This window comes from Sporosarcina sp. HYO08 (assembly GCF_001563475.1).
GTDB lineage: Bacteria > Bacillota > Bacilli > Bacillales_A > Planococcaceae > Sporosarcina.
Genome location: NZ_LPUT01000023.1, coordinates 225,326 through 248,097, shown reverse-complemented (window position 1 = coordinate 248,097; position 22,772 = coordinate 225,326). Strand labels below are relative to the sequence as shown.

At 42.2% G+C, this 22,772-nt stretch carries 26 protein-coding genes; 16 read left to right on the top strand and 10 right to left on the bottom strand.

The annotated features are described in order from the left end of the window. Positions 1-215: 215 nt before the first annotated feature. The gene (locus AU377_RS08210) at positions 216-422 is read left to right on the top strand and encodes a hypothetical protein (protein ID WP_067406760.1); all 207 of its coding nucleotides are present in this window, start codon (positions 216-218) and stop codon (positions 420-422) included. Positions 423-478: 56 nt separating this feature from the next. Here the strand turns inward: AU377_RS08210 and AU377_RS08205 are convergent, their stop codons facing one another. The 3 genes from AU377_RS08205 to AU377_RS08195 are packed head-to-tail and all read right to left on the bottom strand — an operon-like array spanning position 479 to position 1,514. Beyond that, positions 479-1,048, bottom strand: a complete 570-nt coding sequence (locus tag AU377_RS08205) for a manganese catalase family protein (RefSeq protein WP_067406758.1) — start codon at positions 1,046-1,048, stop codon at positions 479-481. A gap of 14 nt (positions 1,049-1,062) precedes the next feature. Next, entirely contained in the window at positions 1,063-1,329 is a 267-nt protein-coding gene (locus AU377_RS08200; RefSeq protein ID WP_067406757.1) for a spore coat protein CotJB, read from the bottom strand. Beyond that, the gene (locus tag AU377_RS08195; RefSeq protein WP_067406755.1) at positions 1,326-1,514 is read right to left on the bottom strand and encodes a spore coat associated protein CotJA; all 189 of its coding nucleotides are present in this window, start codon (positions 1,512-1,514) and stop codon (positions 1,326-1,328) included. The genes AU377_RS08200 and AU377_RS08195 overlap by 4 nt, the downstream gene beginning before the upstream one ends. Positions 1,515-1,676: 162 nt before the next feature. Here AU377_RS08195 and AU377_RS08190 point away from each other — a divergent pair, with 162 nt between their 5' ends. Beyond that, positions 1,677-1,805 carry a small, acid-soluble spore protein L gene (locus AU377_RS08190; RefSeq protein WP_067406754.1) on the top strand — a complete coding sequence of 43 codons (129 nt, stop codon included), beginning with the start codon at positions 1,677-1,679 and terminating at the stop codon, positions 1,803-1,805. A gap of 27 nt (positions 1,806-1,832) precedes the next feature. Here the strand turns inward: AU377_RS08190 and AU377_RS08185 are convergent, their stop codons facing one another. After that, positions 1,833-2,645: a serine protease gene (locus tag AU377_RS08185; protein WP_067406752.1), complete on the bottom strand. Its 813-nt coding sequence runs from the start codon at positions 2,643-2,645 to the stop codon at positions 1,833-1,835. 130 nt (positions 2,646-2,775) lie between these two features. On the opposite strand from AU377_RS08185, the gene AU377_RS08180 reads away from it, so the two are divergent. Continuing rightward, entirely contained in the window at positions 2,776-4,095 is a 1,320-nt protein-coding gene (locus AU377_RS08180) for a serine hydrolase (protein ID WP_253724428.1), read from the top strand. Between the two features lie 44 nt (positions 4,096-4,139). Here AU377_RS08180 and AU377_RS08175 read toward each other — a convergent pair whose 3' ends face one another. Next, entirely contained in the window at positions 4,140-4,961 is an 822-nt protein-coding gene (locus AU377_RS08175; protein WP_067406750.1) for a squalene/phytoene synthase family protein, read from the bottom strand. 166 nt (positions 4,962-5,127) lie between these two features. Here AU377_RS08175 and AU377_RS08170 point away from each other — a divergent pair, with 166 nt between their 5' ends. Further along, a complete protein-coding gene (locus AU377_RS08170) occupies positions 5,128-5,430 on the top strand; it encodes a YunC family protein (protein ID WP_067406747.1) in 303 nt (100 codons plus the stop codon). 144 nt (positions 5,431-5,574) lie between these two features. Continuing rightward, a complete protein-coding gene (locus AU377_RS08165; protein WP_067406745.1) occupies positions 5,575-6,570 on the top strand; it encodes a YecA family protein in 996 nt (331 codons plus the stop codon). 43 nt (positions 6,571-6,613) lie between these two features. Here the strand turns inward: AU377_RS08165 and fdhD are convergent, their stop codons facing one another. Continuing rightward, positions 6,614-7,402, bottom strand: a complete 789-nt coding sequence (gene fdhD / locus AU377_RS08160) for a formate dehydrogenase accessory sulfurtransferase FdhD (RefSeq protein WP_082731974.1) — start codon at positions 7,400-7,402, stop codon at positions 6,614-6,616. A 220-nt stretch (positions 7,403-7,622) separates the two neighbouring features. Here fdhD and fdhF point away from each other — a divergent pair, with 220 nt between their 5' ends. Both fdhF and AU377_RS08150 read left to right on the top strand, forming a co-directional pair. Continuing rightward, positions 7,623-10,559: a formate dehydrogenase subunit alpha gene (gene fdhF / locus AU377_RS08155; protein ID WP_067406740.1), complete on the top strand. Its 2,937-nt coding sequence runs from the start codon at positions 7,623-7,625 to the stop codon at positions 10,557-10,559. Between the two features lie 6 nt (positions 10,560-10,565). Beyond that, the gene (locus AU377_RS08150) at positions 10,566-11,045 is read left to right on the top strand and encodes a DUF1641 domain-containing protein (RefSeq protein WP_067406737.1); all 480 of its coding nucleotides are present in this window, start codon (positions 10,566-10,568) and stop codon (positions 11,043-11,045) included. Positions 11,046-11,123: 78 nt separating this feature from the next. Here the strand turns inward: AU377_RS08150 and AU377_RS15310 are convergent, their stop codons facing one another. Beyond that, positions 11,124-11,279, bottom strand: a complete 156-nt coding sequence (locus AU377_RS15310; RefSeq protein WP_082731973.1) for a DUF1540 domain-containing protein — start codon at positions 11,277-11,279, stop codon at positions 11,124-11,126. 156 nt (positions 11,280-11,435) lie between these two features. Between AU377_RS15310 and AU377_RS08145 the strand changes: the two genes are divergently transcribed. The 8 genes from AU377_RS08145 to cyoE all read left to right on the top strand — a co-directional run bounded on the left by AU377_RS08145 (position 11,436) and on the right by cyoE (position 19,231). Beyond that, positions 11,436-12,242, top strand: a complete 807-nt coding sequence (locus AU377_RS08145) for a VLRF1 family aeRF1-type release factor (protein ID WP_253724427.1) — start codon at positions 11,436-11,438, stop codon at positions 12,240-12,242. A 214-nt stretch (positions 12,243-12,456) separates the two neighbouring features. Continuing rightward, entirely contained in the window at positions 12,457-13,269 is an 813-nt protein-coding gene (locus AU377_RS08140) for an amino acid ABC transporter substrate-binding protein (protein WP_067406732.1), read from the top strand. Positions 13,270-13,339: 70 nt separating this feature from the next. Beyond that, on the top strand, positions 13,340-14,002 hold the full coding sequence (locus AU377_RS08135) for an amino acid ABC transporter permease (RefSeq protein WP_067406729.1): 663 nt from the start codon (positions 13,340-13,342) through the stop codon (positions 14,000-14,002). 13 nt (positions 14,003-14,015) lie between these two features. Then, a complete protein-coding gene (locus AU377_RS08130) occupies positions 14,016-14,762 on the top strand; it encodes an amino acid ABC transporter ATP-binding protein (protein ID WP_067406726.1) in 747 nt (248 codons plus the stop codon). 175 nt (positions 14,763-14,937) lie between these two features. Beyond that, positions 14,938-16,014: a hypothetical protein gene (locus AU377_RS08125; protein ID WP_082731972.1), complete on the top strand. Its 1,077-nt coding sequence runs from the start codon at positions 14,938-14,940 to the stop codon at positions 16,012-16,014. Positions 16,015-16,017: 3 nt separating this feature from the next. Continuing rightward, the gene (locus AU377_RS08120; protein ID WP_067406721.1) at positions 16,018-17,232 is read left to right on the top strand and encodes an amidohydrolase family protein; all 1,215 of its coding nucleotides are present in this window, start codon (positions 16,018-16,020) and stop codon (positions 17,230-17,232) included. A gap of 53 nt (positions 17,233-17,285) precedes the next feature. Beyond that, positions 17,286-18,176 (top strand): choline/ethanolamine kinase family protein, encoded by an 891-nt coding sequence (locus AU377_RS08115; protein ID WP_067406718.1) that lies wholly within the window; start codon positions 17,286-17,288, stop codon positions 18,174-18,176. A 110-nt stretch (positions 18,177-18,286) separates the two neighbouring features. After that, positions 18,287-19,231: a heme o synthase gene (gene cyoE, locus AU377_RS08110; protein WP_067407235.1), complete on the top strand. Its 945-nt coding sequence runs from the start codon at positions 18,287-18,289 to the stop codon at positions 19,229-19,231. A gap of 277 nt (positions 19,232-19,508) precedes the next feature. Here cyoE and phaC read toward each other — a convergent pair whose 3' ends face one another. The 3 genes from phaC to AU377_RS08095 form a co-directional block, all read right to left on the bottom strand. Then, positions 19,509-20,597 carry a class III poly(R)-hydroxyalkanoic acid synthase subunit PhaC gene (gene phaC, locus AU377_RS08105; protein WP_067406716.1) on the bottom strand — a complete coding sequence of 363 codons (1,089 nt, stop codon included), beginning with the start codon at positions 20,595-20,597 and terminating at the stop codon, positions 19,509-19,511. An 84-nt stretch (positions 20,598-20,681) separates the two neighbouring features. Continuing rightward, complete coding sequence (fabG, locus tag AU377_RS08100; protein ID WP_067406713.1) at positions 20,682-21,464, bottom strand: 3-oxoacyl-[acyl-carrier-protein] reductase; 783 nt, start codon at positions 21,462-21,464, stop codon at positions 20,682-20,684. Between the two features lie 70 nt (positions 21,465-21,534). Then, positions 21,535-21,963: a hypothetical protein gene (locus tag AU377_RS08095; protein WP_067406711.1), complete on the bottom strand. Its 429-nt coding sequence runs from the start codon at positions 21,961-21,963 to the stop codon at positions 21,535-21,537. A gap of 330 nt (positions 21,964-22,293) precedes the next feature. On the opposite strand from AU377_RS08095, the gene phaQ reads away from it, so the two are divergent. Beyond that, on the top strand, positions 22,294-22,713 hold the full coding sequence (gene phaQ, locus AU377_RS08090; RefSeq protein WP_067406709.1) for a poly-beta-hydroxybutyrate-responsive repressor: 420 nt from the start codon (positions 22,294-22,296) through the stop codon (positions 22,711-22,713). Positions 22,714-22,772 lie beyond the last annotated feature (59 nt).

Genomic DNA, 22,772 nt, shown 5'->3' with positions numbered 1-22,772 from the left:
CAAGAAAAGGAAATTGTGAGAAATGGTGCTTTTGACAGTGGATAGGTAGTAGAAGAATTTCTAAGAAGTGTTTCAACAATAAAAAAAGGAGGAGAAGTACAATGATCAAATTCAAGATGCAGATTGTAAATGATAAATCAACAAAAAACGAAAAAAATAAACTGAAAATGGGGCTTCCACCGGATCTATATCGGCGAAGGTGAATATAGCATTCAATGATGTCGCTGGAAACTCCTGTAAAGGAGATTATTATGTTTATACCTGACATAGAAGCTGCCAAGCAGCATAGACAAAAAATGCAAGAAGAGGTTCAACGCTATCATATGGAACGTTCTAATCGTAAAAAAGGAAACAGAAGGTCACTTTTGACGCTGTTTAAGAAAAATAAAAAGCATGTGTGGCAAAGTATTTCTAAGCAATGATCGATCGTTTGATAATAGAAAAAGAGCAGGGGGTTCTCTCCCTGCTCTTTGTGTATTTAAAATATTTTCTTCCGGTCTCGCTCATCCTTCAGTATTTCTACAGCTTCTCTAAAACGTAAAGAATGGACGTTTTCTCTTTCACGCAAAAACTTTAAAGCATCATTAATATCGGGATCATCCGAAACGTCAATGATCCATTGGTATGTCGCGCGTGCTTTCTCTTCCGCCGCGATATCTTCATATAAATCCGCGATCGGATCGCCTTTCGCTTGAATATATGTTGTCGTGAATGGAACACCGCCGGCATTTTCATAAAATAACGCATGGCCATGATTCACAAAATGAGCGCCTAAACCAGCCTCTACTAACTGTTCAGGTGTCGCGTCTTTCGTTAATTTGTAAATCATTGTGGCCAGCATTTCCAAATGTGAAAATTCTTCTGTGGCGATATCATTTAACACACCGATGACTTTGTCCGGAACCGTATAACGCTGATTCATGTACCGAAGTGCAGCAGCTAGTTCTCCATCGGCACCACCGTATTGCTCCATAATATATCTAGCAAGTTTTGGATTACAAGTGCTTACTTTGACAGGGTAAAGCAGTTTCTTCTCATAAACCCACATTCAATTTCCCCTTTCTACCGTTGCCATGGCCATGGCGATTGGTTCCAACGCCAGCCGACCTCAAGTGCTTGTTGTGTAGGAATGGAGTTTAAAGAGATGGGACCGTATCTGGATTCATATTGGCGTCTCACTTGCGCGGCTTTTTTAATCGCTTCGCGCCATTGTTCTAAAGCTTCCATATCGTTTGGGTGGGTATTCGTATAGAGTGTGAGTTCGACAACGACAAAATCGGCTTGTTGTACTTTTTCCATTAGTAGGCGTTCTTCTTCGGCGGGTGTCAAGAAATTCCCTCCTCCCGTGAAAATCCATCCACTAATGCCGGCCAAAGTGATCCATGCCGAAGCGCATCGGCAGGTGAAAATTGCGGTAGGCCAGGTGGTTGGGTATCCATGAAAAGTTGTGGCGGCAAAACAAAAGTCTTGACCCGAATCGGCGGACACGGATCAAGCGGAGAAACGTAAGGCATAAACGTTCCCCTAAATTGTTGACGCTCCAAAATCCATCACACTCCTCTGTCCACTTTATGAGGACCGGGATGTAAATATTCAATTAAAAGAGAAATGCATGCGTAGACAAAAAAAATTTGACCATACTATCTGTTGAATGAAAAAGGAGGGAGTGTGGAAGGATGTCTAAAAAGAACAATCATAATAAAGGCAGACAAGCAACAAGCGTGACACCGCAAGGCGATACAGAATTCGGATCAGAACCAAAAACAAAGTTGGAAGAAGCGGCGAAAAAGAAAAATACGAAGTGACTAAACCCCCGGCGTTCTGGCTGGGGGTTAGTTTTTACTGGCATATAATTTGTATAATTCAATCGGCACAAACAATCCAACTTTTCCATATGCATCATGATCGAGTGTTGCGAAGACAATGCCAATGACTTGTCCGTTTTCATTCAGCACGGGGCTGCCGCTATTTCCGCGGTAAACGGGTGCTTTCATCATCATAACGGATTCCGGCCAATCCTGTAGCAGAATCGGTTCAAGCAGCGTACCTTCATTGGCAATCCCGGTGAAATAGAGCGGGTTCCCGATGAAATAGACGGCTGCTTTTCGGACGTAGTCATTTGATTTGGCTAATGGTAAAGAGGGGAAAGAAACCGCGTCTTTTATTTCAAGTACGGCAAGGTCAATGTCTGGGTACGTTTTTGCTACGGTTGCAGAAAAACGCCCCAATTCTGGAAATGTGACTGTTGCTGTTTCGGAACCTTCAATGACATGATAGTTTGTGACAATCGTTCCGCCTTGATCAATCGAAAAGCCCGTTCCTTTGCTGTCTTCCGTTAAAACGACTACAACTGATTTTTTATAACTAGCAATGTCTTCCCGCGCAGATAGTTTGGCTGATACTTTTAAAAATTCGATAGCTGGGATTGAGTAAACTTCAAAGATAAAGAGAAATGTACTGAGCGTTAATGAAATGGACATGAGCCAAATGAGCATTTTATGAAAAGGGCGTTTTCGCTTTTGGCCGGAACGGTTTTGTAAATCTTTTTGCCGTATGTCTGCCTGCGCTTCCAACGCAAGCCGTTCAATTAATTCTTCTTCAGATTCTTCCAGCTGTTCATCTATTCGTTTTTCATTAGTAGGCATCCTATCAAATCTCCTATTAATTCAGTAGAAAATAGTGGTTTTTCATCAATTCATGTTTATTTGTTCTATTCTAGTGTATATCAATAGTAAGTAACTAACTAGAAATGAAAGTTTGAAAGGGTTGTTTTAAGTGGGAAAATGGAGAGCGTTTGAACAGTTTGTTGAAGAGTTAATGGATAAGGAGCAAATCCCTGGCGTGGCTGTAGCCGTATCGGTAGGCGGTCAAGTTGTCTATGAACAAGGCTTTGGAAAGAGAAATTTAGAAACAATGGAGCCGGTAACACCCGATACGATTTTCGGGATCGCATCGGTCACCAAGTCATTTACCGCTTTGGCAATTATGAAGCTTGCGGAAGAAGGCAAAGTACAAATTCATAAACCAGTTGTTCATTATTTGCCAGATTTTAAATTATGCGGCTATAAAAAGAGCGATCAAATCACGATCCACCATTTACTGTCCCACACGACAGGAGTGGGTTCTGTTGAACGTAAAGAGCAGCTGACAAATTTGGAGGAACATTTACGCTATTTGGCTGAAAAGAAACTTGATGTTCTCGGTGATCCCGGGGCCCATATGAGCTATAACAATGATTTGTTTCTACTTTTGGGTGCTATTATTGAAAAAGTCACGGGGGAACATTACAAGACTTACATTACGAAACAAATTATTGAGCCGCTCCGAATGAATCGAACGACTTTTGATTTAGAACAATTACGGCACTTTGAGAATGTATCGGTCCCCTATGTATTCAATAGTGGACGGCCGACAAAATGTGCATGGCCGACTTTGGGCAATTATGCAGTGGGCGGCGGGATCCGTTCTTCAGTAAAAGACCTATTGAAATATGGCCAGCTGTATTTACATCGATTTGCGCATGGCATCGTGTCAAAAAAGACGACAGATATCATGGCAAAACCTGTTCATCGGACACAACAAAATCGCCATTATGGATACGGTCTTCATATCACGCCGCGTTATGGGGAAGTTACGCTAGTGGAACATGGGGGAGGGCAGCCGGGCGTTTCTTCGAATTTCGGGTTTATCCCCGAAAAAGAGATCGTTGTGGCGGTGTTAACAAATGTCAGCGGCGTTAGTGCAGATGCCATTTGGCTAGCAGCCGCTAATAATGCTTTAGGTCTCCCGCTAGACCGAAAAAGATACACAGCACCTCAAATTGCCTTGGACGAAGGTCAGTTGAAGGGAATGGTTGGGTGTTATGCATCCGATGAAGGATATCAAGTTGAGATTGAGTTAGAAGAACAAGGTCTTGTCGCACAGATTGATCAAAACAATTTTCCTCTATGCGCTCTTTCTCGTCAGTCATTCGTCATGATGCCGAACGAGAAGCCACTTGAATTCGTATTAAACGAAAAAAATGAAGTGTGGGCATTATTTTTTGGTCTTCGACTGCTTGTGAAGCGGCCAGTTGGTGTTATTTTAGGCGAATAAAAAAAGAGCGGTCCATTGGAAATTGTACAATGGATCGCTCTTCTTTATTGTTCATTCAAAATCTCATCGACTGTTGACTCGACGTCTGACCGTGACATTTTTTCGTGGCCCGATTTTAATGCTTTCAGTGTTCGCTCTGCTAAGGCGAGCGGAATTTTACAGAACGTAATGATGTTTTTCGTTTTGATCGATGCAATATAATCATTTGCTTGCGCTAAGTTTTTACTTGCATAGTCAAACATCTCTTCTCTCGTCCAGCCATCCGGCATAAAATGGACACCGCGATCAGCATCTTCATCTACGTTACGAAGCATATTGACCGCTTGTAGCCCTCGCCCGTAGCCAATCGCCAACTCACGGTCCGTTTTCGTGCCATCGAACCATTCCCATATATCCGACAGCATGACGCCGACTAAGCCTGCTACATAATATGTATAATCATCTAAGTCTTCTTTTGTTTTGATAACAAAATCTTTTTCAACCCATTTTGCCATTCCATCTGCCATAATACCCGTCGATTCTTTCACTTTTTCAAGGATTCCTTCTGGGCAAACGTCCAGCCAATCACTTAAACGTAAAGTGACTTCGGGTAAAATGTTTTCATAAGGCTGTACTAACTTTTCGTAGGCCTTTTTGTCAAATGTCGTTTGAAGCAATTGACTCGTTGAACGCAATAGATGTTGTTTTACGTCTGATGGTAATTGTTCGTGATCTTCAATTTCATCAATTGCACGCATGCATAAATAAGCTGAACCGACAGTTTGCCGTAATGTCGTATTCAGTAGTTTGATCGGGATATAAAATGTTCGGCTTGTTAACTTTAGAACATGCATGGCTTCTTTTTGCAGTTTTGCATTGTTGCTCAACCCAGTTTTCCTCCTTCTACTTGAGGTTATGCTTAGTATACCAATTCATTGGACGACTGTCACTTTCTGCTAATAGTGTGCCTTTTATTTACTGGTGAGGTCACACTAATTTGTTGAACATTTAGCCCGCTCTTTCCATATGTATAGGGAAGAAGGGGGCTTTGTTATGATTACGATGACACCAGTTTCAATTAATGGAAATACGTTTACGGCAGTAGAAGTAAAATTGCCTAAAACGACATTACTGACGGTTTCGAACAAAAATGGTTATATTATGTGTGGGGCACTCGATGTCGAACTGTTAAACACGAAATTATCGGATCGGCAAATCATCGCGGGCCGCGCAGTAGGCGTCAAAACGATTGAGCAATTATTAAAAGCACCGCTCGAATCCGTTACGATTGAAGCGGAAAGTCTGGGCATCCATGAAGGAATGATCGGGGAAGAAGCATTGTTGAAAATGGTTTAACTTTTAGTTACGAGCAATATTTTCTAAGGTTGCTAAAGTATTCCGAATTATTTTAGTAACCTTACTTTTTTATGTCCATTTTCGTATTGTTCGATAAGTGTTACACTAAATTATCGGGTACAAGAAAGAAAAGGACGTGTTTTTATGGTAGGACGTAATGATCCATGCCCTTGCGGCAGTGGGAAAAAATATAAAAAATGTTGTGCAGGGAAAGAAACTGTTTCGATCGCGGATGTGACTGCGGAGGAACTGGAAGCGGTTTTACAAACTTTTTACGAAGTGCATCCGGATCGCGGAAGCGTTCGCGACTATTTGAATCTCGTGAATGAATGGAAGACAGCGCTTGGCACTGATTTGGAAGAGGAAATGATCGAAGCCATCGGACTGGACGAGTTTTTCTTTCATCATCAACCGGAAATTTGGACGAAATATTTGGACAGACAACGAAAGAAAATCATTCGCCCAAGCGTTGAAAATGTCTTGAAAAATTGGTACGAGCCGAGCATCTTGATCGGGGAAGTAAAGGCAGTTCATGAAGATTACTTAACAGTTGACTGTATTTTCACAGGAAAAACGAATTTCTTACGACGAGAAAGTGGGAAACCCGTGCCTGAAGGTGTTCATGTATATTGCTTTACCTTGCCGGATGGTACAGCGCAAGAAGATCATTATTTGGCGATTTCGAGCCTGGTCTTTATCCCAACAGATCATCAAAAAGTGTTTGATGAGTTGGTGAAGCAATTTAACGCACAAGGTGAAGTACCTACTGCCTTCATGCAGCAAAATGGGCTTGCTTTCTGGAAAATGCTTTGCGCGGAAGGGTACGGGGGGGACGAATTTACAAACTTTGAATCTGGTGTACTCTCTAAAGTGACAGCATTTCTAAACGAAAAAGGCCAGGATCCGGACAAGCTGTTAGAGGTTATCGAAGATTACTTAGTCGAGCAGCAGCCGAATGCCCGAAAAGACGTGGCAATTGCGGCAGGCGCGATTCGATTCGGAGTTGAGCAACAATTAATAGAGCCGCTTGAAATGACGATTAAACAAATTGCCGAGTGGTTTGAAATTTCGCCGTCCTCTTTGAATAAGTATTATCACGAACTAAATGCTTATTATGAACAATACGAGCCTACTATTTAAAAAAGCCGTCAACAATGAACCATTCATTGTTGACGGTTTTTCATTATTCTTCGATTCTATGATGCTGGGTATAAACATTAAAAGACTGTCCGCGAATAAAGCCGACCGTTGTAATGCCGAGCTCATCCGCCAGTTGAAGCGCGAGTTCAGTCGGAGCGGATTTTGACAGAACAACACTGCAGCCAATTTTAGCCACTTTTAATAAAATTTCAGAGGAAATGCGGCCGCTGAACACAATGACTTTGTTTCGAACAGAAATCTTATGCTTTAAACAGTGACCGTAAATTTTGTCCAATGCATTGTGCCGCCCGATATCCATTCGCGAGACAACGACGTCGTTTGGTGTACAAAGTGCAGCATTATGCACGCCGCCCGTATCGTGGAACATGTCGGCGGCTTCGTCCATTTGTTTCATTAGTGTAAAACATTGCCCGGCTGTAAGTGTGAACTGGACTTGGGACATGTTTTTTGCGGTGATGGCGTCGTGGGCAAAGACAAACCCTTGCCGGCTCATCCCGCAGCACGAAGTAATATATCTTTTGTTGAGCATTTTTTCGTAAAAGGAATACATTTTATTCGTCGAAATATGCACATGTCCGAGCTCTTCTTGAAAATGAATCGATTGAATGTCTTCATAATTTGGAATGACACCTTCGGATGCCAAAAAGCCGATGACCATGTCTTCGATGTATTCAGGTGAACAAACGATCGTCGCAAATTCACGACCATTTATATAAATCGTAACGGGGAGTTCGACCGCAATCGTATCTTCTTTCTGAATGAATTGTCCGTTCTGATAGCGGGACACAACTCTTTTCGTCACCTGCTCCACTCGTAGCCCTCCTTTCAATGTCAAGGAATTCTGAAAACAAATTGTTTATGTAATGAAAATCTACTATAATAATAGTAACATAATAAAGACTGAAGAATTACACTAAATCCGCTTCGGCGCTAGCGAATGCTGTTACGTAGAAAGGCATTTGCGAACAAAAGCGAAGCTAGATGACACATGATCAATAGCTAGCATTTATATTGGGAGGAGGGGTTGTGCGTTGAACATCAAGATCAATAACAAAGCGTACACCTATAGAGAAGGACAAACACTGCTCCAAGTCATCAATGAAAACAAAATTGAACATCCTCAAATTTGCTATTTGCCAGAAGTAGACCCGATCGAGACATGTGATACTTGTATCGTAGAAGTGGATGGAAGGCTTGTCAGGTCCTGTTCAACAGTTGCTGCGACGGGCATGAATGTCGAGCTTTCTTCAACACGAGCAAAAGCGGCCCAAACCGAAGCGATGGATCGCATTTTAGAAAACCATTTACTCTATTGCACAGTTTGTGATAATAATAACGGCAATTGTAAAGTGCATAATACGGTCGACATGATGGAGATTGAGCACCAAAAATATCCGTATTCGCCGAAATGTTCGGTAGACGAAGTCGATTTGACGCATCCATTTTATCGTTATGATCCGAATCAGTGTATCGCCTGTGGACAATGCGTGGAAGTGTGTCAAAACCTACAAGTGAATGAAACGCTATCCATTGATTGGGAACGGGAACGCCCGATTGTTTTATGGGACGGCGGCGCGAAAATTAATGATTCATCTTGTGTCGGTTGCGGCCATTGTATTACCGTTTGTCCATGTAATGCGCTGATGGAAAAATCGATGCTCGGAGAAGCAGGCTTTATGACGGGGATGAAAGAGGATGTATTAACCCCAATGATTGACCTTGTAAAAGACGTTGAACCGGGGTATAGCGGTATTATGGCGATTTCGGATGCGGAAGCGGCAATGCGAGATACGCGAACGAAAAAGACAAAAACGGTTTGTACGTTTTGCGGTGTCGGCTGTTCATTTGAAGTGTGGACGAAAGATCGGACCATTTTAAAAATCCAACCGGTTTCGGATGCACCAGTGAATGCGATTTCTACTTGTATTAAAGGAAAGTTCGGCTGGGATTTTGTGAATAGCGAAGAACGGATTACGACGCCTTTAATTCGAAAAAATGGTGCCTTTGTGGAAGCATCTTGGGAAGAAGCACTCGATCTCGTGGCAGAGAAATTGGGCACGATTAAAAAAGAAAATGGAAAAGACAGTGTCGGCATTATTTCTTCGTCTAAAATTACAAATGAAGAAAACTATGTTATTCAAAAGCTTGCGCGGCAAGTGTTTGAAACGAATAATGTGGACAACTGTTCGCGTTACTGTCAATCCCCAGCGACAGACGGCTTATTCCGTACAGTCGGTATGGGCGGGGATTCCGGGACAATTCAAGATATCGCGAAAGCGGGTCTTGTCATTATCGTTGGCGCAAATCCGGCGGAAGGACATCCTGTGCTTGCAACGCGTGTCAAACGAGCGCATAAATTGCACGGTCAAAAACTGATCGTGGCGGACCTTAGAAAGCATGAAATGGCGGAGCGTTCCGACATTTTCTTAAGTCCAAGACAGGGAACGGATCAAGTGTGGTTGATGGCTGTCACGAAATATATGATCGATCAAGGTTGGCATGATCAAAAGTTTATCGATGACAATGTGCATTATTTTGATGAATTTAAAGAAGTGCTGGAAAAATATACATTAGATTATGCAGCTGAAATTACGAAGCTCTCGAAGGAACAATTGATCCAAACGGCTAAAATGATTCGAGATGCAGATGGAACTTGTATTTTGTGGGGCATGGGTGTGACGCAAAATACTGGCGGCTCTGATACGTCGGCTGCTATTTCAAACTTGCTTTTGGCAACAGGAAATTACCGACGCCCGGGCACAGGTGCTTATCCACTTCGCGGACATAATAATGTACAAGGGGCTTGTGACATGGGAACGCTGCCGGGTTGGCTACCTGGGTATCAACATGTCACGAATGACGCAGCACGGGAAAAATTTGAGCGGGCCTACGGTGTGAAGATCGAGGGCAAGCCAGGTTTAGATAATATTCAAATGCTTCAAGCAGTGGATCAAGGCATTATGAAAGCGATGTATGTTGTCGGAGAAGATATGGCGCTTGTAGATTCCAATTCGAATTATGTCCATGACATGCTCTCTAAACTTGAATTTCTTGTCGTTCAAGATATCTTTTTCTCTAGGACTGCACGCTATGCGGATGTCATTCTGCCGGCAGTGCCATCACTTGAGAAGGATGGAACGTTTACGAATACCGAAAGACGTGTACAGCGTTTGTATCAGGCATTGCCAGAGCTTGGTAAAGGAAAAGCAGATTGGTGGATTGTCCAAGAAATTGCGAATCGTCTCGGTGCCGATTGGAATTACAGCCATCCGAAGGAAATTTTTGCGGAAATGGCAAGTTTATCACCGCTGTTTGCTGGGGCGGACTATTCAGTCATGGAAGGCTGGGATAGCTTTTTATGGGGCAGCTTGGATGGTTCCAGTACGCCGCTTCTTTATGAAGATGGGTTTAATTTTCCAGATCAAAAAGCAAGGTTTGCTTTATCCAATTGGGTAGAGCCGACCCGATTCCCTGAGGAATATGATTTGCATATTAACAATGGCCGGATGTTGGAACATTTCCATGAAGGAAACTTGACGAATAAATCGGAAGGGATCCAAGCGAAAGTACCGGAAATTTTTGTGGAAGTTTCACCGGAACTTGCGAAAGAGCGCGGCGTGTTAAGCGGCTCAACGGTACGTCTCGTCTCGCCGTTTGGTGCATTGAAATTACCTGCGCTTGTGACGGATCGTGTTAAAGGAAACGAGTTATTCTTACCGATGAACTCAGTTGAAAAACAATCGGCCATTAACTTTTTAACAGGCCCGGCTGTGGATCAACGAACAAATACACCTGCTTATAAGCAGACGATGGTGCGGATGGAAGTACTTCAAAAAGACGGCGAAAATCCATTGCCAAAATCGAATCCGCGAAATAAAAAACGTCATCCGCAAAATGGTGTGGAAGTCGAACGGAAATGGGCACGTCCAGGTTACGTCCATTTGACTGATGATGGGAAAGGGATGTGAGGAGCCATGGCGGAACCAATTACGACGATTATTCGGAATGAATTGACGGAAGAACAATCCAAACAAAAAAAGTTAGAAGAACTTCAAACATTCATCGCCGAACAAGATGAGGCCCTCCAAAAATTAATAGCGATTACGGGTGAATTAGATCAAGCTGGTGTACTTGACGCGGTGCAGGCAATGGCAAAAGCAAAAGATGCCATTTCGAAAATTGCGATTGACCAAGTATCGAAAGAACCCGTGACGAATCTGATCAATCACGTTATGAATGTCGCTGGCGTCTTCTCATCAATCGATCCGGCCGTTACAGAAAAATTAGCGAATGGATTAAAGAGTGGCATGCAGGAAGCGGAGCTTTATCAAAATAACGGCGATAAAGTAAGTGTATTTCAGCTATTAACAGCTTTGAATGACCCCGATATTAATCGCGCGGTGAAGTTTGGTCTTGATTTTTTAAAAGGTATGGGCAAAGAACTGGAGAAGTAAAGACATAGCAGCGCTTCGGTATGAAGATTAATCTTCATACCGAAGCGCTTTTGGTTGATACTATGTCCTAAATAGCGTTTAGTCTCTCGGTACGAAAGTTTTGCAATCGGTTTCTTCACTGCTTTGGGCAGTTTTTCCTTTTTGACTGACAACGTAAATTGATTTTGCGTTACAACGGTTGCCAGAACCCCAATATTTACAGTTGTTTACTTCGCAAAGAATTTCTTGATTCACAAGATCACCCTCCTTTGTGATTAGAATGGGCAAAAAACATAAAAAAGATACTTATTTGTGATCAAGTATTCCACTGTAATCTGCCCGAATCACATACGTTTTAGAATCCGTTAAAAGGGCATGCTATGCGTGAAAATTGTGAAGGAGGCGATGCGAGTGAAAACAATTAAGAACGAACTTCAAAGGCTAAAAAAATTCAGTTGTGGCGACCGTTGTGTGTTAAGTGTTTATTTGAGCACAAATCCCGGGGATCCCGAACAATTGAATGGCGGTTGGAAACTCCATTTGAAAAGTGGCTTAAAGCGAATTGAAGAGTATATTCAAGCTTCCGACGACCCGAAGGAATTAAAAGCGTTCAAGTCGCTTAGGGAAAAAGTGACAAAAGAAATTGAAAGCAATATGAATAGCTTACGCAAAAGCGTTGTGATTTTTGCGTCGGCTAATCCGGAGCTTTGGTCCGTTCATTATGTGCAGGTGCCTGTCCGGAAAACAAGTTTTCATTGGGAAAGTCATCCTGTCACCGAGGAATTGGAATATATGTACAAAGCATACCCAGAGGCAGGAATTATTCTGCCGAGCTTTGGCGAAGTCCGCATATTGGATACCTCTATGGGCTTTGTCCACGGGGAACTGACTTTTGAATTCGACCCCAATTTAGAAGGATGGGCAGAGGGGAGAAGAAATATGTCCGATGCCCATAACACGACTTCGGGAGGCAGTACGCGTATAGATGGAATTGAACCTCGACTTCGCGAAAATTTGCAGCGTTTTTACAAAGGAATGGGCGAAATTGTCGAACGTTTGAAAAAACAATTGGGCTGGGATGCAGTCTATATTACAGGCGAAGCAGATCACGCCAACGCTTTCGCCGCAACTCTTCGCCACAAACCAGCGGGTACTATTTACAAAAACCTCAACAACAGTAAAGCACAAGACGTAATTCATCAAGTGCTTGAGAAATAAATAACTAGAAAAAGCGCCCACGAACTAATTCGCAGGCGCTTTTTCATTTTTGGGTGCCTAGCACGAGTGAAAAGAGCCGGGGGTTTCGAGAGGTGTCGGTGCAGGCATTAAAAAGTTAATAAAAAGACTACCATTTTGAAATGAAGTATGCTATATTAAACACAACATCACTTTAGCGCATTAAAGCGTTAAAACGGAAAAGGGGTTATGGGAAATGAAACGTTTGTTAACAATGATGTCCATTTTAGCAGCTGCTTTACTGCTGCTTGTAGGCTGTAGTAGTTCTACTGAACCATCGGACGCTTCAAATGAAGGAAATGATGCGGGAGAAGAGAAACAAACACTCGTTATTGGGATTGATGATAAATTCGCGCCAATGGGCTTCCGCGATGAAAATAATGACATTACAGGTTTTGATATCGATTATGCGAAAGCAGCGGCAGAGCATATGGGGTACACGCCGAAATTCCAACCGATCGATTGGAAAACGAAAGAAACTGAATTAAGCAGTGGACGAATTGACTTAATTTGGAATGGGTATACAATTACAGATGAGCGTAAAGAAAAAGTTCTTTTCACGAAGCCTTATTTGAGAAACGCACAAGTGGTTGCGACGCTTGCGGATTCGGATATTACGGAGCTAGCTGATTTGGAAGGAAAAGTAGTTGGCCTTCAGGCACTATCGTCGGCACTTGACGCTTTAAATGCAAACCCAATTGCTTCAAAAATTAAATCGACAACAGAATTTGCGGACAATGTGCTCGTTCTTACAGATTTAAAAACAGGCCGTTTAGATGCGGCTGTCATTGATGAAGTTGTTATCGATTACTATATGTCTAAAGAACCTGGCACATTTAAAGTGCTTGACGAATCACTTGCGCCGGAAGAATATGGTGTCGGTGTGAAAAAAGGAAATGAAGAGCTGTTGGAAAAGCTTCAAAATGCATTAGATGAAATGAATGAAGACGGCACAGCAGCTGAAATTTCAACAAAATGGTTCGGGGAAAACAAAGTTTTGCAGGAATAGAATGAACAACTAAAAGGCAAACAGGATTTCCTTTAGGGGAAACCTGTTTTGTTTTTGGAGGAATACGCGTATGACGTTAGATTATTTTTTATCCATCATTAAACCGATGTTAGAAGGAGCACAGGCAACGGTATTATTGTTCTTCATTGCCATTATTGTGTCGATTCCGCTTGGCTTCTTATTGACGCTCGCGGTAAGAAGTTCCATTAAGCCGCTTTCGTTGTTTGCGCATGGCTATATTTATTTAATGCGTGGAACACCTTTACTCTTACAATTGTTATTTTTTGTGTTTGGGTTACCGCTGCTGCCGGTTATTGGTGAACATTTAGTATTAGACCGTTTCGTTGCTGCTACATTGGCCTTTATCTTCAACTATGCGGCTTACTTTGCGGAAATTTTCCGCGGCGGGTTACTTGCGATTGATAAAGGGCAATATGAGGCTTCACAAGTTTTAGGGTTGTCGAAATGGCAGACGACGACACGTATTATTTTGCCGCAAATGTTCCGTGTCGCATTGCCGGCCGTATCGAATGAATCGATTACACTTGTGAAAGATACAGCACTGCTTTACGCGGTCGCAGTTCCGGAATTGCTGCACTTTGCACAAACGGCAGTCAATAGGGATTTCACCATCATTCCTTTCTTCTTCGCAGGAATCATTTATTTAATCATGACACTAATCCTCACGCTGTTCTTTAAACGGCTGGAGAAGAAGTACACATTTAGCGGGTAAGGGGTTTTTAACAATGGCTATTATAGAAGTTTCAAATTTAAAGAAATCATTTGGCGAGCTGGAAGTATTAAAACAAATTACATTTGATGTAAAGCAAAATGAAGTTGTTGCGATTATCGGTCCATCGGGTTCTGGAAAAAGTACAATGCTTCGCAGTTTAATCCACTTAGAAGAGATTAACGGCGGTTCGATCGCGGTCGGCGGTGATTATTTAGTGAAAGACGGCGTCTACCCGAAGCAATCAGAGGTCAAACGAGTGACTGCTAAAATGGGGATGGTCTTTCAACATTTTAACTTGTATCCGCATTTAACTGTCATTGAAAATTTGGAGCTTGCACCGAAGCTGCGAAAATTGGAATCAAAAGAGGCAGTTCGAAAAAGAAGTACAGAGCTCCTGGGGAAAATCGGGCTTTCAGCGTTTGCGAATGCTCATCCAGCGACATTGTCGGGGGGACAAAAACAACGTGTCGCGATCGCACGTGCTTTGATGACGAATCCTGATATCTTATTATTCGACGAACCAACTTCTGCATTAGATCCAGAGTTAACAGGCGAAGTGTTGCAAGTAATGAAAGATTTAGCAGAGGAACATATGACGATGATCGTCGTCACACACGAAATGGGATTCGCACAAGAAGTCGCCGATCGCGTGATGTTTATGGATAAAGGAGAAATTATCGAATCCGGCAGTCCAGAAGAAGTTTTATTAAATCCGAAATTTGAAAGAACGAAAGCATTTTTGAATCGCAGTTTGAAATGATGAACGGGGCACTTCTGGCTAACAGAAGTGCTTTTTTGTTTGCAATTAAGTGCCTATCATGACTATTCGGCAGAACTGAGTGATAGTCACTCGCCAGTCATATAGATCAGTACCCAAGACAAACACACAATTTTCCCTTCCTACATAAAATAGAGAAACGATAGGAGGGCAGGCTGTGAAAAAAAGTTCATCTTACCGGTCAAAATGGCAAGTGTTTGAAATCATTGGTGTCCTATTAGTCTTTATTTCCTTGATCATTTTGTTAAAAGCGCCTAATTCATTGTCCAATTACTTCAATACCGTTATGGGTGAAGTAAAGCCAATTGTCGTCGATGTGTTTCTTACGGGGGAAGTGGGAATTGCCATTATCATAAGTGTCATTTTTGGACGTCTCCTTGAGCGCGCGGGCTTTACAGACGGACTCATCCGTCTATTTGTCCCGGTTATGAAATGGTTGAAAATTAACCCATCCGTCATTGTGCCAAGCGTTTACAATATTCTCGGCGATATTAATGCGGCTGGTAAAATTGCCGGGCCAATTTTAGTGAAAGCAAAAGCGACGAAAGACGAACAAAAAATTGCCATTGCCACAATGATTCAATCGCCGCAATCTTTTGCGACACTCGTCCTCGGGCTCATTGCACTCGCCGTCTTTGGCATTAAATCTGTTCCACTCATCCTTTTCTCTATTCTTCTTCCCATTGTTGTTGTTCCATTCCTCCTCTCTATTACCATCTATCGCGATACGAAAAAAGTAGACTTAGAAGACTTGCCAAGATTTACACCGAGAACGCGTTTTTTAGAAACGTTTTTCTCGTCTGCAAAAGAAGGCGTCGAGCTCCTGCTGTTGATCATTATTCCGGCAATTGCGGCTGTCTTCTTTTTCATCGGCACATTAAAATTTTTCGGTATATGGGGACCGATTGAAACGGGTCTAACGGCTGTTTTATCTTTTATTAGCATTGAACCGACAACAGGCATTATTTCGATTCTCGCTGCACCAACTTTAGCTGTTGCGCAACTGGCAGAGTTATCGACAACGATCGATCCGCGTTTAATTGTCGGCTCTTTTATCCTGGCTAATTCGGGGTTGCCGCTGTCCGTCATTTTTGGTCAAATTCCAGTTACTTGGATCGAGTCATCTAATTTGAATGAAAGAGAAGCGTTACATGCAGCGCTTATAGGTGTCATGATTCGACTCCTGACTGCATGGGGATTAGCCGTCTTCTTAACGCCATTCTTAGTAGGTTAAAGAATGAACGGTTATTTGATCAAAGCCGGGGAACTTGTTACTGTTAGTCCACTTGGAACAATTCAAAATGGCGGTATGGTAATTGACAAGGGGAAAATAGTTGCCATCGACACTTGGCGACAATTGGAAAAACGTTTTCCTGCTTTGCCAATAGTCGATTATTCAAATGCGACCATCACGCCATCCCTTGTCGATTGCCATACGCATTTGCTTGAATTTGCACCATCCTCATTATATCCGGTAACCCCTGCAACGCATTTTCTAGCAGCAAAAGCGATCCTTCTAAAAGCACTTTCATCAGGCATTACAGCAATCGGCGAGCAAATTTGCGGCCATCCGCTTTGTCGGTTTTCCGTGCAAGATTATCGTGAAATTGTTCAAGGAATACCGCTTGACGTTTCCTTTGCGACTGTCAGCATATCCATTGGTTTTTCGGAACCCGCACATTTTTCAGCCATCACACAATCCCGACCGATTACGATCGATGAATTAAAAGACCCGTTCCTAATCCGAAAAATTGCCAGGGAAAGTGAGTTTCCAGGAGAAAATATTTTTATCAACGCAACCCCTGCCAATTTCACTGAAAATGAAGTGCCAAGAGCGGGAGAAATCATCTATGAATTAGAAGACTTAAAACAAGCTGTTTCAATTTACCATCAAATGGGAAAAAAGATCGGTGTTCACGTAGCGGGGGAAGAGAGCATTCGGATGGCAATCGAGGCGGGTGTGGATGTCCTTCATCATGCGCATGGTATTACGGACGTTTTAATTGAAAAAGTTGCAACGACAGATGTAAAGGTGGTAGCTACACCGCTTGGGGGCACACATCTGAAACCAAATTCTCCTTCGGATATTTTGAAGCTAGTGAAGAAAGGCATTGCTGTTTCAATCGCGACCGATGCTTATTTACCGCCGCATCCCGAGGCAGACTGGCTGCCGTTTACGGACGGTCAGCTACGCGGAGTAGAGTCATTATTAGCCATCGCTCAGCCGACTATGCGGCTTTTGCAACAACAAGGTTATGATGAAAATCAACTATTGGCACTGATTACGGCGAACCCCGCCGAAATCTTAGGGAAAGACAATCATTTTGGCCGATTGCTGCCGGGAATGGACGCCAATTTTATTATTTGTGACGGAATCCCCGGTTTAGAATTTTCAAAAGCCGATGCCATTCAACAAGTCTATTTCCGTGGAAAGAAAGTGATTGCGCGCTAAGAAAATAACGATCATAATAGTAATATACTAGATAGGGGATGGGGGCGAGGGCGATGGAGTTGGCAAAAGTGATTGAAATCATTAGACAATCTATACAAATGCCAGATGCATCCATTGAGATCATCAAGAGAGTCGGCGGCATGACGAATATTAATTATTTAATCACCATCGATGCGAGGGAATATATCGTTCGAATTCCGGGGAAGGGAACGGGGGCTTTAGTTAATCGACAAGAAGAAATGGAGAATTTACAGTTAGCGACAACGCTTGGCATCAATCCACAACTTTTCTACTTCAACGATGTAAGCGGTTTCAAAATTACCGAGAAAATCACAGGTGCCGTGACGTTAACGCCCGCACTAGCCGGGTTGGATTCGATGATGGAAAAGGTTGCCGCATTGTTTCAAAAGTTGCACCGTGCTGAAGTGCACATGAATAACCAATTTGACTTGTTTGCGTTAATTGAAACGTATGAAAGACTTGTAAAAGAAGTGAACGTACCTTTATTTAGACATTATGAAAAAGTAAAAGAGGATTTATTTAAATTAAAAACGCTATACGAATCTTTTACTATTCAAGAGACACCGTGTCATATAGACCCATCGTATACAAACTTTATCCAAAGTACGGATGGAAACCTTTATTTGATAGACTGGGAGTACAGCGGTCAATTCGATCCGCTCTGGGATGTGGCTGCATTTTCATTAGAAAGTGGGCTTTCGGAAAGGGAAGAATCCATTTTCCATCAACATTATTTTCAGCGACCTTTGACTAAACAAGAACAACAAAGAATCGCCATGCATAAAATTTTCCAAGATTTTTTATGGAGTTTATGGACATTGTTTAAAGAGGCCAAAGGCGATGAATTTGGGGCTTATGGGATGAAGCGATTTTTGCGCGCACAAGAAAATATGAAGAAGTTTCAACAGATTTTCGCGATATAAAGCCTTCTTTTTCCAAAAAGAAGGCTTTTTTTTATAAAAGCACCTTTTCTTTGTTTTCCATGGTAAAATGGAAATAGTATGTTAACGGTGAACGGGAGAGAAGAGAGTTGATGTACAAGGAGTATTTGACGGCGCGGCAAAAGAAGGATCAAACCGCTTTATCAGGTGGGAAGCAGACGATGACGTTATTTGATGATTTAAGATTACTTTTTAAAGCGCCGGTTTTAATCGCAAATGTGCTGCCTGTATTTACAGGATTTTGGCTGGCACTTTATTTTACGAACAGTTCATTAGCCGAAAGCTGGACGCTTTTACTTCTAACGCTCTTTGGAAGTATAGCTGTCATTGCAGGGGCTTTAATCCTAAACAATTGGTATGATGTGGACATTGACACGGTCATGAAAAGAACTGTAAAACGTCCGACCGTTACGGGACATTTCTCACTTCGATTTGTCTTGTGGCTTGGTATTCTATTAACGGTCATAGGATTTGTGCTATTATTGTTTACAACACTTGAAGCAACGATTTACGCAGTGGTCGGCTGGGTTACATACGTCTGGCTCTATACGATGTGGTCGAAGCGTAAATATACGTTAAATACAGTGATTGGTAGTATTTCTGGGGCCGTGACGCCGCTGATCGGTTGGACAGCGATTGCACCGGGCTATCATGTCGTACCAATTGTCTGTGCACTGATTTTATTCATTTGGCAAATGCCGCATACATTTGTCATTGCGATGCGAAAAAGCGAGGAATACCGGGCGGCGAAAGTTGCGATGTTGCCAGTTGTTCGGGGCTTCGACATGACAAAACGGCAAATTGCATTATACGTAGCGTGTTTAATGCCGCTGCCATTCTTAATGGGAACGTTAGGAATGACATTTATCGTTATTGCTACCCTTTTAAATATCGGATTTTTGGTCATTAGTTTGCAAGGATTTAAGACAAAAGATGACATGAAATGGTCCACAGTCATGTTTTTATATTCCGTGAACTATATTGCCATTTTATTTACGCTGATGATTGTGTTAACGTGGTCAGTAGTTAAAAACTAAAAAAAGCGATTTCGGCATGAACCGAAATCGCTTTTTTACTCGTAAATTATAAAATATCGAACAGGTGAAAAGTAATCACCTAGAGATTTCTCGTCTAGACTCCGGGCGCCAGATGCTCGGAGGCTCACAGGATGTGAGTCAGTCAGCCGTTGCCGCACGATGCGGCGCATTTAGGCTGACTTCCTTAATCGTCAAAGCTGCTTTGTGGCAAAAATCACCACGCCGCATCTTCGCCTTATGCCTGTCGCACCTGAGCAGGCGCCCTCCGCTTTTGAGATTATTTAGAGTGATCTCTGAGCCATTTGTCAACTAATGGGAACGTTTCATTAATCGCTTTTCGGCCGACTGCAACAGAAACGTGACCCGTTTCCAGGAGATGGAACGCTTTACTTTTACTGGATACTTTGTCGTTAAGCGGCTCGACTTGTTTTGGCGCTGCAATATTGTCGCGGCTTGCTGCGATGTTTAGGATGTTCGCTTTAATATTGCTTAGCTTCACTTGGTGTCCGCGCACGTACAGTTTGTCATTGATCAATTTGTTTTCTTGATAGAAGTCTCGGATCCATTGGCGATAGGCTTCACCTGGGAATGGGATGCCATCTTTTAACCATTTTTGCATGAGCTTCCAGCCTTCAACGAATCCTTCATTGTCCGCACGATCCGCCAAGCTCATATAAGGGCCGTAGAAATTTGGAATTGGATTTAACAGTTTGTTTCCAAAGTCGATCATTTCATGCGGAATATTGCCCATTGTGTCGACCAATTTGTCCAAATTGAAATGACGTTTGTCCAGCCAGTTCGTATAATGGCCTGCATCGGAAAAATCGAAAGGGCTCGTCATAAAAATAAGATTGCGAATTGGCAGTTCTGGGTGCAATGCCGCGAAAATCGATGTCATTGTTCCGCCCATACAGTAGCCAAGCATACTGAATTCTTTTGCATCAGATGTTTGAAGTACTTTTTTGGCGGCACGTGGAATGTAGTCCATAATGTAATCTTCTAGCTTATTATGGCGATCTTCATAGCCCGGCGTACCCCAATCCAGCAAGTACACATCATGGCCTTGGTTCGTTAAATGTTCAATTAAGCTATTGCCTGGTGCCAAGTCTAAAATATAAGGCTTGTTAATCAGGGCATAGACCATTAATAGGGGAACTTTATTCGTTTTCTTAACCGCCGGCTGATAACGGTATAGTTTTGTTTTGTTTTTTGTCCAAATGACTTCTTTTGGTGTCTGTCCGACAAGCGGTTCCGGCTCATTTGTGAGCACTTCAGTCATTCGCTTGAAGCGATTGTAACTACTTTTGTATTCATCGGGCATTTTGTCAACCCAGCTTTCTACTTCTTTCATGCTCGAATAAATCATTATCGTTTGAACCTCCTTGTGTTTTCCAGAACGAAGCAGGGTGCTTCCGGATTGGAAGCACCACGCCGCATTGTATGGAGAAGATTACATGTATAGACCACCGTTTACATTGATCGTCTGACCTGTAATGTAGTCTGCTTGTGCTAGGAATACAACAGCTTCAGCGATTTCTTCTGGCGTTCCAAGACGTTGCATTGGAACTTTAGAAACAACTTTCGCCAGTACATCTTCCGGCATTGCTTGAACCATTTCCGTACCGATGAAGCCTGGGCAAACGGCGTTTACTGTAATACCATTTCTTGCTGTTTCCAGTGCAAGTGATTTTGTGAAGCCGATCATACCCGCTTTTGCTGCTGCATAGTTCGTCTGACCGAAGCCGCCAGCTTGACCGATGATGGAGCTAATATTAATGATGCGTCCAGACTTATTTTCCAGCATGTGGTTAATAACCGCAGATGTTGTATTATAAACGCTGTTTAAGTTAACGTTGATTACGTCATTCCACTCTTCTTCTGAAAGACGGCGGAACGTACGGTCTCTCGTAATGCCAGCGTTGTTTACAAGAATATCAATTTTACCGTATTTGTTTTTCACTTCCTCGATAAACTTCGCAATATCTGCGGCGCTTGAAACGTCCGCTTGTACGGCAACGGAAGATCCGCCGTTTTCTTCAATTTCTTTTACAACAGCATCCGCTGCATCCGAACGAGATTGGTAGTTAATCGCAACTTGTGCACCTTGACTTGCTAATTCTTTTGCAATCGATGCGCCGATCCCGCGGGACCCCCCTGTAACGATCGCCACTTTTCCTTCTAAAGGTTTTACCGCTACTGTTTTTTCTGCAACTTTCACGTCTTGGGCTGTCATTCTGTCATCCACTCCTATGTTGTTTTAATGATATGAATTTTGCCGCCTGGAAAAGGGGCGACTGCTATGCTTACTTTTTAGTAGGAACAGCAGGGGTTGTCTTTTTATCGTTATTTTCGATTGCTGTAAGGATGCTATCGAGTTTTTTATCTAAACTAGAAATGGTTCTCTTTAGAGAATTAATTTCTTTCGTGCTATCATCTTTTAAACTTTCAAGCTGATCTTCTAAACTATCGATCTTGTTTTCCAAATTAATGACAAGTGAAGCGACGTTTGCGACTTCACCGCGCGTTGGCATGTTGAATTGTTTTAAATACGTTTCGGCCGTATTCGTAACGAATTCCTGATATTGTAAGTAGTTATTTAAAGTCTGTCCCATTCCCTCAGAGAAAGACTCTTTACCTAGCGAATCTTGGATTGCATCATTCCAAGCTGCCTCCGTTTTGTCGTAGATATCTTTCCATATTTTAAACGGATCTATGGGTAATGTTTGCGACAAGTGACTTCATCTCCTTCCTTAGCATCAAAATCACCTTTAATTGTATCTTTAATTTTGTTTTTAATGAATAATCGGAAAGAACTAACAATTCTTCTTTTAGTCTATTTATTCGACATAATCCGACGAACTTACAGGTGAAATGTAACGTTTTTGTGAACAATTACCGTGGTGTTTGCCAATCTTCTGAAGTCATTAGGTTCTATGATTCGTTGCTTACAAATGATATATAGCAATATTTCGAAAATGGTTAATTGTTTTAGTTGACATCGGAAACATATAGGTGTAAATTACATATAGATGAATTAAACGGTACTTGAGGTGGTGAACAAATTGAGTTCGAAACAAGAAGAACCCAAAAAAGAGAAACCAACAAATTTAGGGACGCCGCGAAATTTTCTTATTCCGATTATGTTATTACATTTAAGAGATTGGAACACGCATGGCTATGAGTTAATGGAAAGGATTACACAATTTGGTATTCAATCTGTCGACCAAGGGAATTTCTATCGAATTCTAAGACAGCTAGAAAAAGATGATTTGGTGTCATCGACTTGGGATACAACATCTGGGGGGCCTGCTAAACGAATTTATTCGATTACGGAAGCGGGCGAACAATATTTAGATATTTGGGCAAAGTCGTTGGAACAATACCAAAAAATGCTCGATCAGTTTTTTAACTTGTACAATCCATTTCTCTCTCCTTATAGTTTGTTTTCAAAGGAAGGAAAAAGGACAGAGGACGAAGATTAAATTTGGGTGGTATGCAAAAACTTTGCATTCAACATATATCCATGTTACATGGGGAAAAT

Coding starts and splice junctions, on each gene's coding strand:
- AU377_RS08135 (WP_067406729.1), top strand. CDS start 13,340: ATGACGTTAGATTATTTTTTATCCATCATTAAACCGATGTTAGAAGGA.
- AU377_RS08195 (WP_067406755.1), bottom strand. CDS start 1,514: ATGCCTTACGTTTCTCCGCTTGATCCGTGTCCGCCGATTCGGGTCAAG.
- AU377_RS08115 (WP_067406718.1), top strand. CDS start 17,286: ATGGAGTTGGCAAAAGTGATTGAAATCATTAGACAATCTATACAAATG.
- AU377_RS08165 (WP_067406745.1), top strand. CDS start 5,575: ATGGTAGGACGTAATGATCCATGCCCTTGCGGCAGTGGGAAAAAATAT.
- cyoE (WP_067407235.1), top strand. CDS start 18,287: ATGTACAAGGAGTATTTGACGGCGCGGCAAAAGAAGGATCAAACCGCT.
- AU377_RS08140 (WP_067406732.1), top strand. CDS start 12,457: ATGAAACGTTTGTTAACAATGATGTCCATTTTAGCAGCTGCTTTACTG.
- AU377_RS08205 (WP_067406758.1), bottom strand. CDS start 1,048: ATGTGGGTTTATGAGAAGAAACTGCTTTACCCTGTCAAAGTAAGCACT.
- AU377_RS08170 (WP_067406747.1), top strand. CDS start 5,128: ATGATTACGATGACACCAGTTTCAATTAATGGAAATACGTTTACGGCA.
- AU377_RS08210 (WP_067406760.1), top strand. CDS start 216: ATGATGTCGCTGGAAACTCCTGTAAAGGAGATTATTATGTTTATACCT.
- fabG (WP_067406713.1), bottom strand. CDS start 21,464: ATGACAGCCCAAGACGTGAAAGTTGCAGAAAAAACAGTAGCGGTAAAA.
- AU377_RS08185 (WP_067406752.1), bottom strand. CDS start 2,645: ATGCCTACTAATGAAAAACGAATAGATGAACAGCTGGAAGAATCTGAA.
- AU377_RS08130 (WP_067406726.1), top strand. CDS start 14,016: ATGGCTATTATAGAAGTTTCAAATTTAAAGAAATCATTTGGCGAGCTG.
- phaC (WP_067406716.1), bottom strand. CDS start 20,597: ATGATTTATTCGAGCATGAAAGAAGTAGAAAGCTGGGTTGACAAAATG.
- AU377_RS08150 (WP_067406737.1), top strand. CDS start 10,566: ATGGCGGAACCAATTACGACGATTATTCGGAATGAATTGACGGAAGAA.
- AU377_RS08190 (WP_067406754.1), top strand. CDS start 1,677: ATGTCTAAAAAGAACAATCATAATAAAGGCAGACAAGCAACAAGCGTG.
- AU377_RS08120 (WP_067406721.1), top strand. CDS start 16,018: ATGAACGGTTATTTGATCAAAGCCGGGGAACTTGTTACTGTTAGTCCA.